Source organism: Brevibacterium sp. 50QC2O2 (assembly GCF_024580675.1).
Lineage (GTDB): Bacteria > Actinomycetota > Actinomycetes > Actinomycetales > Brevibacteriaceae > Brevibacterium > Brevibacterium moorei.
On record NZ_JANIJZ010000005.1, the window covers coordinates 20539 to 35770 of the forward strand.

The following is a 15232-nucleotide window of genomic DNA, read 5'->3' on the forward strand; positions in this document are numbered from 1 at the left end:
GCTCAACCAACCAGCAGATTTGCCACGATGAGCAGCGGGATCGAGGCAGCCCAGACGCACGTCGTGATACCGGACCAGCCCTTCATTGCGTCGACCCCGTCCAGGCCGGTGAAGCGGGTGACGACCCAGAAATAGGAGTCGTTGAAGTAGCTGAAGACCATCGAACCGCACACGCACGCCATCGCGGCGATCAGCGGGGAGACGCCCAGGGTGCCGACCAGCGGGGCGGTGACGGAGGCCGCGGTGATCATCGCGACGGTGCCGGAACCCTGTGCCACACGCACGACGGTGGCGATGATGAAGGGCACCAGGAAGGCCGGCAGTGGGGTGGCAGCGACGGCCTGGGCCAGCGCATCGCCGACCCCGGAATCGCGCAGTACCTGGCCCAGACCGCCGCCTGCTCCGGTGATGAGCAGGATCAGTCCCGCGCTCGCGGCGCCCTCGGACAGCCAGCCATGGACCTTGGTGCGCGGCGTCCAGCGGGGCAGCAGGACGTAGACGGCCAGGATCATGCCGATGATGAGCGCGACCACCGGGTCGCCCAGGAACGTGAAGGGCTGGACCCAGGCGCTGGGCGTGTAGTCGTCGCCGGATAGGGCGTTCTGTTGGGACTTGTCAATCGCGGCGGTGACGGTGTTGACGACGATGAGCAGCAGGGGCACGAACAGCGGCAGTGCGCCCAGCCATGCATTGGTCTTGTGGGGCTTCTTGCCGGCCGGCGTCTTGCCCAGGAATTGCTCGGGATCGTAGGTGACGACCTCGGCCGTGGCATCGCCGCTGCCCTGGCGGGTCTGCGTGGCCACTGAGCCCGAGGCCTTGGCCGAGCCCGCAGCTGCGGCAGTGGTACCGGAGGCAATGACATCTGCGTAGTCCTCGCCGTAGACGTCGAGTGCGACCTCCTTGTTCAGGCGCGGTTCGAGCTTGGGGCCGATGAACTTCGCATAGGCCACGACTACCGGCAGCATGATGACGGTGAAAATGAGGCCGGTCAGGATGAGCGCGCCCAAGTCGGTGCCCAGTAGGCCGGCCACGGCCAGCGGGCCGGGGGTCGGTGGGACCATGTGGTGGGTCAGCGTCATGCCACAGCCCAGCGCCAGTGCCAGGGTGACGTAGCCGCCGCGCTTGACCCTGGCGATGGAGCGGGCCAGCGGGTTCATGATGACGAAGCCGGAGTCGCAGAACACCGGGATCGACACCAGGGAGCCCACGGTGCCCATGGCCCAGGGCTCACGGCCCTTGCCGAAGGCCTTGAGGAAGGCACGGGCCAGAGCATCCGCACCGCCGGAGACCTCGAGGATCTTGCCGATGCCCACGCCCAGGCCGATCACGATGCCGGTGCTGGCCAGAGTGGATCCGAAGCCGGAGGTGATCGATTTGATCAGCTCGACGACGGGCTGTCCGGCCACCACGCCGGTGACGATGGCTGCGATCAGCAAGGCGACGAATGCGTCCAGCCGGGTGCGCAGGACAAGGATCACGATCGTGGCGATGCCGAGCACCAGTGCAATCAGCAACTGCACGTCCATGGAGGCTCCTCTTCAAGTCAAGGGTTCTTACACATGCGCGAAATGCGCAGTCTGCGAAGAACTATAGGCTCGAGGCGCGCGTCAATGCGCGATAAACCCGATGAATGCGCGCTAAGTCTCACACTAATTGCGCAGTGTGAGCATATGTGTCACCCCGGAGTGGTCCCGGTTCCCGCGGTTGCGCACCGTGCGCAACCCCGTCGCCGCTCAGAAACCGACGCCCACCAGGGACCCGAGGATCAGCGCCACGATGGCGATGAGGGACCAGAACACGATGAGCGGCCACAGGAATCTGCACCAGGTCTCGTACGGGATCCGGCATACGGCCAGCAGGCCCATGACCGAGGCCGAGGTGGGCATGATCGAGTTGGCGATCGCGTCTCCGTACTGATAGGCCAGCACGGTCAGCTGTCGGTCGATGCCCAGCACATCGGACAGCGGCACCATGATCGGCATGGTCGTCGCTGCCATGCCCGAACCCGAAGGGATGACCAGGTTGAGCACCGACTGGAACAGGAACATGAGGATGACGACGAGGAAGTTGGGGGAGTCCCCGATCCAGGTGGCGACCGCGTTGATGACGGTGTCGAGTACATTCGCCTGCTCCAGCACCACCAGGATCGCCCTGGCGAAGCCCACGATGAGCGCACCGAAGGCCACGTCCTGCATCCCGGAGACCATGTTCGAGAACAGCCCGTTGACGCCCAGCCGGCCGATCAGGCCCGTGACGATGGCGATGAGGACGAACATCGCGGCCATCTCATTGAGGAACCAGCCGTGTTTGAGGATGCCGTACATGTTCGTCACGATCCCGGCGACGAAGATGATGAGCACCAGGGAACGGCGCCAGTCCAGCCCGGGTGCGGCGTCCTCGGCCTCGGTGTCTGCTGTGGCCGCGGCCGTAGCACCGACCTCGGGGGCACCCACCTTGCCGTAGAGCAGGGACTTCGTCGGGTCGGCCTTGACCCGGGAGGCGTAGCGCATGACCCACCAGATGCCGGCTGCCAGGATGAACACGTAGACGATCGCGCGGAAGCCCATCCCGGAGAACAGCGGCAGCTGCGCGATGCCCTGGGCCACGCCCACCGTGAACGGGTTCATCATGCCGCCGGTGAACCCGGCGGCGGCACCCAGGCAGATGACGGCGGCGCCCACCAGTGCGTCATAACCCAGGGCCAGCGCGATGCCGACGCCGATCGGCGCGAAGATGATCGTCTCCTCGGCCATGCCGGTGGTGAAGCCCAGGACGGAGAACACCACCATGAGCAGCGGCAGCAGGATCGCGCCGTGGCCGTGCAGCAGTTTGACCAGGGCGTTGATGCCGGCGTCGATTGCGCCGGTGGCACGGATGACCCCGAAGGCCCCGCCGAGGAGGAAGATGTAGAAGATGATGTCCGCGGCCTCGGCCAGGCCGGTGGGCACCGAGGTGAAGAAGTCGAAGAAGGACAGTGGCGTCTTCTCAGTGCCGTGGTAGGTGCCGGCCAGCACGACCTCGCGCCCGTCCTGCTCGGCGCGGTCTAAGGAGCCCGAGGGGATGAGGTAGGTCGCCAGGCCGATCAGGAAGATCATCCCGAAGATGATCGCGTAGGTGTGGGGGAAGGCGAATCTGCGTTTCTTCACCGGGCCCGAGGTCGTGACGGGGGTGGATGTGTCTGTGGGCATGCGGGACCTCGGTGGGATCGATCGGTTGGGATGTGGACCGCGGGCCAGTCTAGTGCGGTGGCGCCTGGGTTCTGCGTCACATTCCGCTCACTCGGACCCGGTGGCGGTACCGATGTAGTCACAGCGGCTGTCCACCGCATATTATTCGGTCAACTGCAAAGTAACCGAAAAACCATCGGTTCCCCACGGAGTGGGCCGTGCCCCACTCACACCGGCAGTTCCGCGTGCAGGGCAAAACCTCCTGCGGCATCCGGCTCGGCGTGCATCAGCCCGCCCAGGGCCGTCACCCGCTCCCGGATGCCGCGCAGGCCCAGGCCCGCGCCCGGCGCCGGCACGGATTCGGCCAGGGGCGCCGCCGGACCGTTGACCACATCAATCGTCAGGAGCTCGCCGCAGGAGACGGTCACGGTGATGGCCGCGCCCGGAGAGTGCCGCACCGCATTGCTCAGCCCCTCCTGCACGATCCGGTAGGCCGTCAGCGAGGTCGCGGCCGGCAGCGCCCGCGCGGCCTCGCCGCCCGGCCCGTGCAGTGTGATGTCCACTCCGGAGCGCCGCGTCGCCTCGACCAGTTCCGGCACATCGCCCAGGGTGGGCTGGGGTGCGGTGGGGGCCTCTCCCGCCCGCAGGATGGTCAGCAGCCCGCGCATCTCGGTCAGCGCGGTCCTGGCGGATTCCGCGATCGAGGCGAACTCGCGGCGGACCGGCTCCTCGAGCCCCGGCAGCCGGTAGGGCGCGGTGGTGGCCTGCACCCCGATGACCGACATGCTGTGGGCCACCACGTCGTGGAGCTCGCGGGCGATGCGATTGCGTTCGGCCAGCTCCTCGCGTTCGGCGCTGGTGCGGGCCGCGGCCTCGCGTTCGGCGCGCAGTTTCTCCCGCCCGTTCAGCCAGGTGCGCACGGCCAGGCCGATCGCATTGGCCGCCGCCGTGACCGAGACCGCGACGATGAGGTTGATCTGGGCGCCCGTGGTCCAGTCGAGGGTCCGGACGAGCACGGCAGTGCCCAGCAGGGGCACGGCCCAGGTCAGCGTGGCGCGCCACCAGCGACCGCGCAGACCCACCAGCACCAGCAGCAGGGACTGGACGATGAGGGCGAAGACCGGCCAGGGCCACGGCGCGCCCTGCTGGTCAGCGCTCAGCCAGGCCAGGGCCAGGGCCGTCACCGTGCTCAGCACGGGAACCAGGGCGGGCAGGCGGGCGCAGCACAACAGGGCCACGGCCTGTCCGGCGGCCACCAGCATGGCGTAGACGGGGTCGAGCCCGTCGATCACCGCGTACAGCGGCCAGCCGATCGCCAGGCAGGCCACGGCCCCCAGCCCCGCGAAGATCCAGGTCCAGGCCTCGGGGCCGGGCAGGGTGAAGGCGGTGTTCGCAGGGAGAACAGCACTCGCCTGCTCCGCCGGCTTCGTCGGGACTGCCGGCCCCGCGACCACGCCCTCCAGGCCCATGCGCATCACCAGGGCGTCCAGGTTCGCCAGGCCGCGCAACACGATCGGCAGGGTGAGCAGCAGGACCAGGCCCGCCACCTCGCTGAACACCACGTCGATCGCGTGCGAATGGGCCACGGACACCGGCACCGTGCCCTGGGATGCGGCCTGCAGCAGATAGCCCGGCAGGGTCGAATCCTCGTGTGGCAGGAAGAAGCCCCAGATGAAATAGCTCAGCCCGCCGGCCGCCCCGCCGAGCCAGGAGACTGCCACGACGAAGGTGAAGATGTGCAGTGGGAAGGCGATGAGCGTTTCGAACAGCAGATCGAGCCAGCGGCGTCCGTCGGCCAGTCGCCCGGTGATCCAGCGGGCTCGGCCGGGGGCTGCGGCGCGGTAGCGCACGGGTGCGCCGGGCGTGCCTGTCCACCAGTGCAGCCGGGCCCGCGACACCTGTGCGAAGGCCGAGGCGACGGACAGCGCCACGGCGAACAGCAGAGCGCCGATCCAGATCACGATGGTGCCGGCGGACAGCGCGGTCAGCGGCACCAGGATGATGAAGGCGGGCAGGGACAGGAAGAAGCCGGGCAGCACGAACCCCAGATCGCGGCCCACCCGGACCGGATCGAAGTAGCTGCGCAGTGACGTGTGTGGCGTGTCCATGACCTCGACGATAGGGCCACGTGCGGCACCCGTGCGTCACCCGGGAGGGTGAGGCGCGGACCCTACCGCAGGGGGAGGGGCCGGGGGCCGGGTGCGTCTAGGATCGTGGGCATGACAGCACAGACTCCCCACCCCGAAGATTCCCCGATCCGCGTGATCGTCGTCGACGACCAGGCGATGGTGCGCGAGGGCTTCGCCGCCCTGCTGGGTTCGCAGCCGGACATCACGGTGGTCGGCACGGCCGCAGACGGCGCCGAGGTGACCGAGCTGGTGCGCCGCAGCCAACCCGACGTCGTGCTGATGGACATCCGGATGCCCCGCCTCAACGGCCTGGACGCGACCCGGCAGGTCATGGCGATGCCGGGGCTCAAACAGCCCAGGGTCATCATCCTGACCACCTTCGACGCCGATGAATACGTCTTCGCGGCCCTGCGCGCCGGCGCCAGCGGCTTCCTACTCAAGGACTCCACCCCCGAGGAGCTCATCACCGCGGTCCACGTGGTGGCCGCCGGCGAGGCCCTGCTGGCGCCGGCCATCACCTCGAAGCTCATCGCCGACTACGCCGCCCGTCCGGAACCGCGGGGCCCGGGGAAGACCCTGCTGGCAGAACTGACCGAACGCGAACTCGACGTGATGCGCCTGGTGGCAGCGGGCAAATCCAATGCCGAGGCCGCCGCCGAACTGTTCCTGGGCGAACAGACCGTCAAAACGCACGTCTCGCGGATCCTGCGCAAACTGGGTCTGCGCGACCGCGCCCAGATCGTGGTCGCCGCCTATGAGTCGGGCCTGGTGAACGCCGGGCGCTGAGTCCCTCACCCGGAAGTAGCCCGGCTCTTTCGCTCCGCAGGGTGACGCGGACATCCCGAGCGGCTTCATACATTCCTTGCAGTCAAGCAAACGAACTGTGAGGAATGACCGATGACTTCGCTCCTGCCGCCGCGCCCGGTGGCCGCGCCCCGACCCAGATCCCGCCGCGATCCCGTGATCGACGCGGTCCGCGCCGGCTGCCTGCTGGTGGTCGTGGCCCTGCACGCACTGTTGGTCGGCGCCTGGCGCGACCCCGATGGCTCCCTGGCCACCGGCATGGCCCTGGCCGGTCACGCCTGGTTCATCCCCATCACCTGGCTGGCCCAGGTGATGCCCCTGTTCTTCATCGCCGGCGGCTTCGCGGCCATCAGCCAGTGGCGGCGTCTGCGCGCCCGCGGCGTGACGGCGGTCGGTTTCGTGGAGCTGCGGATCAAGCGCCTGGCGGTGCCGGCCGGAGTGATGATCGCCGTCGTCGGCACCGTGCTGGCCTGCGCCCGAGTCGCCGGACTGCCCGCCGACCTGGCCGCCGAGGCCGCCTACCGGTCCGCGCAGCCCCTGTGGTTCCTGGCCGTCTACCTGGGCGCCACCGCCCTGGTGCCCGTTCTGGCCGCAGCGCACGAGCGGTTCGGGGCGCGCGTGCCGGCGGTCGGCCTGGGTGCGGTGCTGGCCGTCGACCTGGTCCGGCAGTTCTCACTGGCCGGGCCCTGGAGCACGGGACTGGCCTATCTCAACCTCGCTTTCGTCTGGCTGTTCTGCCAGCAATTGGGCTTTGTTCTGGCCGATACGCGCGGCCGGAATCGCTCTGGCCTGTGGGCCGGCCTGCTGGCCGCCGTGAGTGGGATCCTCGTGCTGCTGGCCTGCGGCTGGTCGCCCGATCTCATCGCCTCGCTCAACCCGCCCACCGCGCTGTTCGCCCTGGGCGCGCTCGCCGAGCTGTGCCTGCTGCGGCTGGTCCGCCCCCGGCTGGAACGCCTGGTGACCGGGCCCGCCCTGGCCGGGCCGATCAAACGGGCCGGTGGCCTGGCGATGACCGTCTACCTGTGGCATATGCCCATCGCCCTGGCCCTGGTGGCGGCCCTGTGGGCCGCCGGCGCGCCCCTGCCCGCCCTGCACAGCCCGGCCTGGTGGCTGAGCCGTCCGCTGTGGCTGGCCCTGGTCGCCGGCGCCGTGATCCCGGCGGCCGTTTGGCTCTCCCGACTCGAACGCTGGGAGCCGCGCCTGCCCCTGCGGCCCCTGACCTGCCGGCCCGCGCTGCGCGTGGCGGCCTCGGCAGTGGCGGCCATCGGCGGAGTCGTCATCGCCCTGCTGGGCGGCCTGGGAGGCCTCAGCACCACCGTGGCGGCCGTGTGCCTGCTGGTTCTCGCGGTGTGGCTGGCCACGAGTCCCACCCCGGCCGGTCGCGGGACCGCAGTGTTCTCCTACGGGGACCCCGAGGCGCCGGTGGTCTGGGCCATCCACGGGTTCCGCAGCTCCCACCGCGCCCTCGAACCGCTGGCCCAGGACCTGGCGGCCCGTGGTTTCCGGGTGCTGGCACCCGACCTGCCCGGCTGCGGGGAGTCCGATCCGCTGCCGGCGGGCCACGGGATCGAGGACCTTGGCAGGTGGCTGCGCGGGCTGCTGGACCGGGAGCCCGCGCCCGCGCTGCTGCTGGGGCACTCGCTGGGTTCGGTCATCGTCGCCGAGGCCATCGCCCAGGGCGCCGCACACCGCGGTGCCGTGCTGGTCAATCCGATCGTCACCGCGCCCAGGGACAATCCATGCCGGCTGGCGATCACCGGGCTGCGCGCCTATTATGGTCTGGCCGCGCGGCTGGGTCCGTTCGGCGATGTGCTGCTGGCCGGGCGCGCCCTGGCGGGGTTGAGCGGGATCGTGATGGCCAGCGGCACCGGCCTGCGCCGGCGCGGGGGCATCGTGCTGGAACATATGCGCGACTCCCACTCGTTCAACAGCGGCGCGGCACTGCTGGAGACCTTCCACACCTCGGTGCGCCACTGCGTGGGGGACTCCGGTGCGGACTTCGCCCGTCCCGTGCTGGTCCTCGGCGGGGAGCACGATGCGCTGGCCCCGGTGGGCAGGCAGCTGGAACTGGTGGACCGGATCCCCGGTGCCGTCCTGCGGGTGCTGCCGGGGGTGGGCCATCTGATCCCGCGCGAGGCCCACTTGGCGGGTGCGGTGGCGATCGACGAATGGGCCGCGGATTTATGACACGGTGTGTCGAACCGCCCCACGCGCCCGGGCGTGGCGTGTGAGTCTATGGGCTATGACTTCGACTACCGCCGCGAGCACCGCGGAATCCCAGGCGCCCGTGGCAGTGGTGCCGTTGGACAGGCGCAAGCAGCGCAAATCCTTCGTCGCCAGCACCATCGGCCAGCTGCTCGAATGGTACGAATGGGGCGTCTACGCGGTGTTCGCCCCGCAGATCGCAGCCGCCCTGTTCCACACGCAGAACCAGGTGTCGGCCCTGCTGTCGACCTTCGGGGTGTTCGCGATCGGCTTCCTGTTCCGCCCCCTGGGCGGGATCGTGTTCGGCCGGATCGCCGACCGCCGGGGACGCAAGTTCGTGCTGGTGACGACCATGCTCATGATGGCAGGCGGCTCCGTGCTCATCGGCCTGGTCCCGACCTATGGCACGATCGGCATCGCGGCGTCCGGCCTGTTGCTGCTGGCGCGCGTGGTCCAGGGCTTCGCCCACGGCGGGGAGTCGGCGGCGGCGAACTCCTATATCGCCGAGATCGCCCCGGCCGGCCGGCGCGGCCTGTGGGGTTCGACCGTGTTCATGACGATCTTCGGCGGGTCCTTCATCGCCTTCGTGCTCGGCGGGGCCATCACCGGTGTGCTCTCCAAGCCCGAGGTCGCAGCCTGGGGCTGGCGCATCCCGTTCCTGTTGGGTGCGGTGCTGGCCCTGGTCGCGCTGTACCTGCGCGCCGGCATGATCGAGTCCAAGGACCTGGTGGAGAACAGCCGGGTCACCGGCAAGATCAACGGGCTCGACGCCTCGCACTTCCCGGCCGCGGCTCTGCGGCCGCTGCCCAAGGCGGTGTCGATCGTCGCGATCTTCTTCCTGGTCTCCGGGGTCGCGGCCAGCAACTACACGTGGACCTCGTACGTGTCGACCTTTGCCGTGACCCAGCGGAAGATGGAGGCCAACGGCGCCTACTGGGCGCTCACCGCGGCCCTGGCCGTCGGCATCCTCTCCCTGCTGTTCTGGGGCTGGGCCTCGGATAGGTGGGGGCGCAAGCCGGTGCTCTACATCTTCGCGATAGGCGTGGCCGTGACCCAGTACCCGCTCATGGCGCTGATCGACCAGCGCCCGTGGACGCTGTTCGTGACGACCTCGATCGCACTGTTCTTCCTGGCAGCGGGCGCCGGCCTGCTGACCTCGGTGATGGCCGAGACCTTCCCGACGGCCGCGCGCACCGCCTATATCGGCTTCGCGTATTCGCTGGCGACAGCGGTGTTCGGCGGCACCACCCCGTACGTCAACCAGTTCGCCGTGTACATCGGGGCGCCCTGGGCGTCGAATGCGTGGATCGTGTTCGCCGAGCTGCTGGCCCTGTGGGCGGTGTGGCGCCTGCCCGAGCGCAAGGGCATCGATCTGCACATCGTGAAGTAGGGCCCTGCGCAAGAATGAAGCGATCCCTCCAGATTTCACCGGAACTCCGGTGGAATCTGGAGGGATCGCTTAAATGTCCTACAGGGTCACATCTGGACGAGGATCTTCACCTGGTGTTCGGCATCGTCGTGGAGCTGCTTGAAGCCCTTGTCCACGATGTCCTCCGGGGCGATCTTGCCGGTGATGAACTGCGAGAGGTCGATGCCCTTGGTCCTGACCAGTTCGATGACCTTGGCGTGGTCGTTGGCGTAGCCCAGGGATGCCTGGACCGACTTCTCGGAGAAGGTCAGCTCGCCGGTCACGTCGATCTCCAGCGGGCGGACGTGGATCGCGACGATCTCCAGCAGGCCCTTGGCCTTGAGCGAGGCGAGCAGCTGGTGGACGACGACGCCCACACCGGCGGCGTCGAAGGCGACATCGGCGCCCACGCCGTTCGTCTCCTCGCGCACGCGGGTCGCCAGGTCTTCCTTGGACGGGTCGACGACGACGTCGACGCCGGCGTCCAGCGCCTTCTGCTTGCGGGCCTCGGAGAGCTCGGAGACGATGACCTTGAGGCCCTCGGCCTTGAGCACCGTGGCGACCAGCAGGCCGATCGGGCCCGCGCCGCCGACCACGGCGGTCTGTCCGGCCTGGGCGCCGGTGTTGCGCACCGCGTGGTAGGCCACCGACAGCGGCTCGATGAGTGCGGCCTGGTCCAGGGGTAGATCGCCCACCGGGTGGACCCAGCGGGGCTCGACGACCAGGTGTTCGCTCATGCCGCCGCCGCGGCCGTTGATGCCGATGAAGCCCATCTTCTCGCAGATGTTGTAGTCCCCGGCCTTGCAAGCGGGGCATTCGCCGCACACCATGAGCGGTTCGACGACAACGGAATCGCCCACCTTGATGTCGGTCGTGACGTCGGCGCCGATCTCCTCGACGACGCCGGAGAACTCGTGGCCGAAGGTCACGGGCAGGGTCTCACCGGACAGAGGGTGCGGAGTCGTGGCGGAGTTCCCACCGTTGCCCTCGCCGCCGTCGTAGTACAGGTGCAGATCGGAACCGCACAGGCCGACGAACTTCGGGGCGATCTTGATGGCATCGGCGCGCATCTCCATCTCCGGGATGTCTTCGACGCGCAGGTCTTCTTTGCCGTAATAGCGGACTGCCTTCATGGGCGTGCTCCTTCATGCTCGGGTTCTTGTATTAACAGCCTCGCATGTTTTAGGGCACCCTGAGTAGGCTTATTGAACGTTTGTCCGGAATTTCACACGGGTACTATGCCCGCTCCACCAACAAGTCGATCCACTCCGGCTCCACCGCTGCCGGGAACGCCCCGTATTCGCGCCCGCGCTCAGCACTCAGGCGGGCTGCGACGAAGGCCTCGCCGATCCCGGCCGGCGCCCGGGTCAGCAGCACCGCGGCCTGTAGCAGCAGTGCCATGTGCTCGACCAGGGTGCGCCCGCGTGCCTGCCAGGCCGCGATCGCCTGGGCCTCGCCCGATGCCATAGTCGCCACCGCGTCCGTGATATCGCCGGCCAGCTGTTCGAACCCGGCGTCGTAGACCCTGCCCGTTTCCCCTGCGCGCCCGCGGGCGGCCTCGAGCACGGCCAGGAATGCCTTGGCCGAGGCCGGATCGCGGGTCAGGGCCCGCAGCACGTCGAGCGCTATGACGTTCCCGGAGCCCTCCCAGACTGCCAGCACGGGCTGTTCGCGGTAGCGCCGCGCCAACGGCCAGACCTCCGTATAGCCGTTACCGCCCAGGCACTCGAGCGATTCATAGGCGTGTTCGGGGCCGCGCTTGCAGATCCAGTACTTGGCCACGGCCACGGCCAGGCGGCGGAACTCGGCGGCCTCGGGGTCCGCGGAATCGTAGGCCGCTGCGACTTCCCCCAGGGTCCATACGGCCGCCTCGTACTCCAGCTGCAGGTCCGCCAGGACCGCGCGCATCAGCGGCTGGTCGACCAACTGTGCACCGAAGGCGGCGCGGTGGCGGGCGTGCCAGGCGGCCTCGGCCACGCCCTGGCGCATCCCGGAGACGGAGCCGATGATGCAGTCCAGCCGGGTGCGCGAGACCATCTCGATGATGGTGCGCACACCGCGGCCGGGTTCACCGACCAGCCAGCCGTGGGTGGAGTCGAGCTCGATCTCCGAGGAGGCATTGGACTTGTTGCCCAGTTTGTCCTTGAGCTTCTGGATGTTGAAGGTGTTGCGCCCGCCGGGGGTGCCGTCGGCCCGCCGCGGCAGGAAGCGCGGGACCAAGAAGCAACTGATGCCCTCCTCGGTCTGCGCGAGCATCAGGAAGGCATCGGACTGCGGGGCCGAGCAGAACCACTTGTGTCCGGTCAGCAGGTAGTGCCCGGCGCTCACCGCACCGAAGCCCGTGCCGTCATCGGCCGCCGCGTTCACCGGGACCGCGCACGTCGTATTGGCGCGCACGTCCGAGCCGCCCTGCTTCTCCGTCATCGCCATGCCGAAGGTCACCGCTGTCTTCTCGGTCGCGTCGGCCAGGCGCGGATCGTAGTCGGTCGAATACAGGCGGGGCAGCCAGAATTCGGCGTGCGGGGTGCCGGCGAGCGAGGCCGCGGCGGCATGGGTCATCGACACGGGGCAGGTGTGGCCCGGCTCCACCTGGGCGAACAGGTGGAAGCGCGCGGCGCGTTCCACATTGGCCCCTGTCCCTGGGTGGGCCCAGGCGTGCGAGTGACCGCCGGCGCCCAGGTCGGCGGCCATGATCGCGTGGTAGGCGGGGTGGAATTCGACCTGGTCCACCCGGTTGCCCCAGCGGTCGTGGGCGGTGAAGACCGGGGTGTGGGTGTTGACCAGGTCCGCATTGTGTTGGAATTCGGCCGTGCCGACCGTGCGGCCCAGCTCGTGGAGCAGCTCCTGGTCGGCATCCGGTGCGAAGGCTGCGACGACCTCGCGCAGGGCCGGGTTGAGGTCGTATTCGTCGATCTCGGTGCGCGGAGCGGACTGGTTGATGACGGTGTGCGTGGACGCCACTGCTGGTTCCCCTCAGAAGTTTGTCGAACGATTGTTTAAACGGTATCGCGGGTGATTGAATGTGTGAAACACGGCACTCGAAACCATCGGAGGATGAGCGATGAAGCTTACCGCCATGCTGCACGCGGACCTGGCCCGCACCCCTGACCGCATCGCCCTGGCCGAGGTCGGGGCCCAGGCCCCGGCCGCCCGAACCTGGACCTATGAACAGCTGGTCGCCGATGTCGAGCGCACAGCCGGGCTGCTGGCCGCGCGCGGGATCGGGCCGGGGGACGTGGTCGCGGCCATGACCTTCAACGAACCGGAATTCGTCCTCACCGCCTACGCCGTCTGGCAGCTGGGCGCCGTGTTCGTGCCGGTCAACCACAAGATGCCGGCCCGCGAGGTCGCCTATATCATCGACCACTCCGAGGCGCGCCTGGGCGTGGTCAGCCCCGACCTGGCGGACACGGCACGGGCCGGGGCAGGCGGGATCGAGTGGATCACCACGGCGCACGCCGGCGGCGGGCACAACGGAGCCGAGGACCCGGAAACGGGACTGACCGCGCTCATCGCCGCCACACCTCGGGCCCGGGAGACTCACACCGACGATCAGGCGCCGGCGCTCATCCTCTACACCTCGGGGACCACCAGTGCGCCCAAGGGGTGCGTGCACAGTCATGCGCGGCTGTCCACGCTGATGCTCCTGATGTCGACGAACCAGGGCTACGACCGCGATGAGCGGATGCTGGTGGCCATGCCGGTGTGGCACTCGGCGCCGTTGAACGTGTGCATCACCCCGGTCATGTTCATGGGCGGCAGCGTCTTCCTGCAGCGCGAGTTCAACCCCGTCGAGACCTTCCAACTGATCGGGCAGCAGCGGATCACCGCCTTCTTCGGGCCGAACATCGCCTTCCTGGCGCCCGTGCGCGCCCTGCCGGCAGCCGGCCTCGACTTCGCCGACCTGGACTTCTCCACGATGCGGCACTGGATGTTCGGCGGATCGCCCATCGATGCGCCCACCACGCGGATCATCCTGGAGCACTACCAGCCGGGCGAACACCGGCAGCTCTACGGGATGAGTGAACTGGGCCCGGCCGGCAGCCTGCTGTGGCCCGAGGAGCAGATCGTCAAGGCCGGCTCCGTCGGCAAGACGGCGATGTACGGCGGGCACATGAAGCTGATGCGCGCCGACGGGACCCCTGCCGGACCGGGGGAGACCGGGGAGATCTGGATCCATACGGACACCGCGATGCTCGAATACCTCAAGAACCCCGAGGCGACCGCTGCGGCGTTCGAGGGCCCCTGGTACAAGACCGGGGACATCGCGCGGATGGATGAGGACGGCTACTACTATGTGGTCGACCGACTCAAGGACATCATCATCGTCGGCGGGGAGAACGTGTACTCGCTGGAGGTCGAGGAGGCGGTCTCCGAACACCCCAGGGTGGCCGATGTGGCGGTCGTGGCGAAGTCCGACCCGGACTGGGGCCAGCAGGTCGTGGCCGTGGTGACGACCACCGACGGGCAGGAGCTGAGCGTGGAGGAGCTGCGCGACTTCCTGGCCGATCGAATCGCCCGTTACAAGATCCCCCGCTTCGTTGAGACGATGGAGGACCTGCCACGCAATCCCTCCGGCAAACTGCTCAAGCACCGCCTGCGGGACCAGGTGGGGTAGACATGATCGATCCACACGCGCTGCCCGTGGGGTTCGCGGCGCACATCCGGGAGCGCACGGGTGTTGAACCTGTGGAGCCGCGGGCCGCCGCGACCACTGTGCTGGTGCGCGGCGGGCGGCCGGGGGTGCCCGGTTCCCTCGAGGTCTTCCTGCAGCGGCGCCCGGCCGGCATGGCCTTCGCCCCCGATATGTTGGTCTTCCCCGGCGGGGGTGTCGACGCCTCGGATGCTCTGGCGCTCGGAGCGCTCCCACCCGCGTGGGCGCAGTGGCTGGGCTGCACGGCGGACGAGGCCGCGGCCATCGTCTGTGCGGCCGCACGGGAGCTGTTCGAGGAGGCCGGCGTGCTGTTGGCCGGCGGTGCGGGTTGTGCGAACCTGCAGGAGCTGTCCGATCCGGCTTGGGAGTCCGATCGCCGTGCGCTTGAGACGCGTCGGACCTCGATGGGCGAGTTCCTGCTGGATCGTGGCCTGGTGTTGCGCTCGGATCTGCTGGCCCCCTGGCGGATCTGGACCACCCCGGTGTTCGAACCCAAACGGTTCCGTGCTCATTTCCTCATTGCCGAAGCCCCTGCCGGCCAGGCGCCGCGCAACGCCAGTGGCGAATCGGTCTCCGGCGGCTGGGTCACGGTGGCCGATGCCCTGCGCGGGGCAGGGAAGGCCCACGCGATGCTGCCGCCGCAGATCCTGATGTGCGCCGAGCTGTTCGAGTTCGATTCGGCCGCTGCCGCTGTGCAAGCCGGATGGCAACGCCGCCGGCCCGAGGTCCAACCCCATCTGGGTGGGGACGCGGACAATCCGCGCCTGGAGTTCGGGACCGAGTTGGACCGGGTCTGGGATGAGGTTTCGCCGGCGATTCAGAGCGAATAAATCATAATACTTATCGTGGCTGATTACGGTAGTGT

10 protein-coding genes are annotated in these 15232 nt (G+C 68.9%); 5 read left to right on the forward strand and 5 right to left on the reverse strand.

Features of this window, described 5'->3' with window-relative positions:
- Window positions 1-2: 2 nt before the first annotated feature.
- The 3 genes from NQ038_RS05590 to NQ038_RS05600 form a co-directional block, all read right to left on the reverse strand.
- The gene (locus NQ038_RS05590) at window positions 3-1526 is read right to left on the reverse strand and encodes a GntP family permease (RefSeq protein WP_257061999.1); all 1524 of its coding nucleotides are present in this window, start codon (window positions 1524-1526) and stop codon (window positions 3-5) included.
- A 207-nt stretch (window positions 1527-1733) separates the two neighbouring features.
- Window positions 1734-3188 (reverse strand): YfcC family protein, encoded by a 1455-nt coding sequence (locus NQ038_RS05595; RefSeq protein ID WP_257062000.1) that lies wholly within the window; start codon window positions 3186-3188, stop codon window positions 1734-1736.
- Window positions 3189-3394: 206 nt separating this feature from the next.
- Window positions 3395-5275: a sensor histidine kinase gene (locus NQ038_RS05600; protein ID WP_257057014.1), complete on the reverse strand. Its 1881-nt coding sequence runs from the start codon at window positions 5273-5275 to the stop codon at window positions 3395-3397.
- A 111-nt stretch (window positions 5276-5386) separates the two neighbouring features.
- Between NQ038_RS05600 and NQ038_RS05605 the strand changes: the two genes are divergently transcribed.
- The 3 genes from NQ038_RS05605 (at window position 5387) to NQ038_RS05615 (ending at window position 9695) form a co-directional block, all read left to right on the forward strand.
- Window positions 5387-6082, forward strand: coding sequence for a response regulator transcription factor (locus NQ038_RS05605; RefSeq protein ID WP_257057013.1), 696 nt, complete (start codon window positions 5387-5389; stop codon window positions 6080-6082).
- 111 nt (window positions 6083-6193) lie between these two features.
- Window positions 6194-8287, forward strand: a complete 2094-nt coding sequence (locus NQ038_RS05610; protein ID WP_306427776.1) for an alpha/beta fold hydrolase — start codon at window positions 6194-6196, stop codon at window positions 8285-8287.
- A 55-nt stretch (window positions 8288-8342) separates the two neighbouring features.
- Complete coding sequence (locus tag NQ038_RS05615; RefSeq protein ID WP_257062001.1) at window positions 8343-9695, forward strand: MFS transporter; 1353 nt, start codon at window positions 8343-8345, stop codon at window positions 9693-9695.
- A gap of 86 nt (window positions 9696-9781) precedes the next feature.
- On the opposite strand, the gene NQ038_RS05620 is transcribed toward NQ038_RS05615, so the two are convergent.
- Window positions 9782-10846: a 2,3-butanediol dehydrogenase gene (locus NQ038_RS05620; RefSeq protein ID WP_257062002.1), complete on the reverse strand. Its 1065-nt coding sequence runs from the start codon at window positions 10844-10846 to the stop codon at window positions 9782-9784.
- Between the two features lie 103 nt (window positions 10847-10949).
- Window positions 10950-12674 (reverse strand): acyl-CoA dehydrogenase family protein, encoded by a 1725-nt coding sequence (locus NQ038_RS05625; RefSeq protein ID WP_257062003.1) that lies wholly within the window; start codon window positions 12672-12674, stop codon window positions 10950-10952.
- 100 nt (window positions 12675-12774) lie between these two features.
- Between NQ038_RS05625 and NQ038_RS05630 the strand changes: the two genes are divergently transcribed.
- Together NQ038_RS05630 and NQ038_RS05635 are read left to right on the forward strand one after the other, a co-directional pair.
- Window positions 12775-14331 (forward strand): class I adenylate-forming enzyme family protein, encoded by a 1557-nt coding sequence (locus NQ038_RS05630; protein ID WP_257062005.1) that lies wholly within the window; start codon window positions 12775-12777, stop codon window positions 14329-14331.
- A gap of 2 nt (window positions 14332-14333) precedes the next feature.
- Window positions 14334-15197, forward strand: a complete 864-nt coding sequence (locus tag NQ038_RS05635) for an NUDIX domain-containing protein (RefSeq protein WP_257062006.1) — start codon at window positions 14334-14336, stop codon at window positions 15195-15197.
- The last annotated feature ends 35 nt before the right edge of the window (window positions 15198-15232 follow it).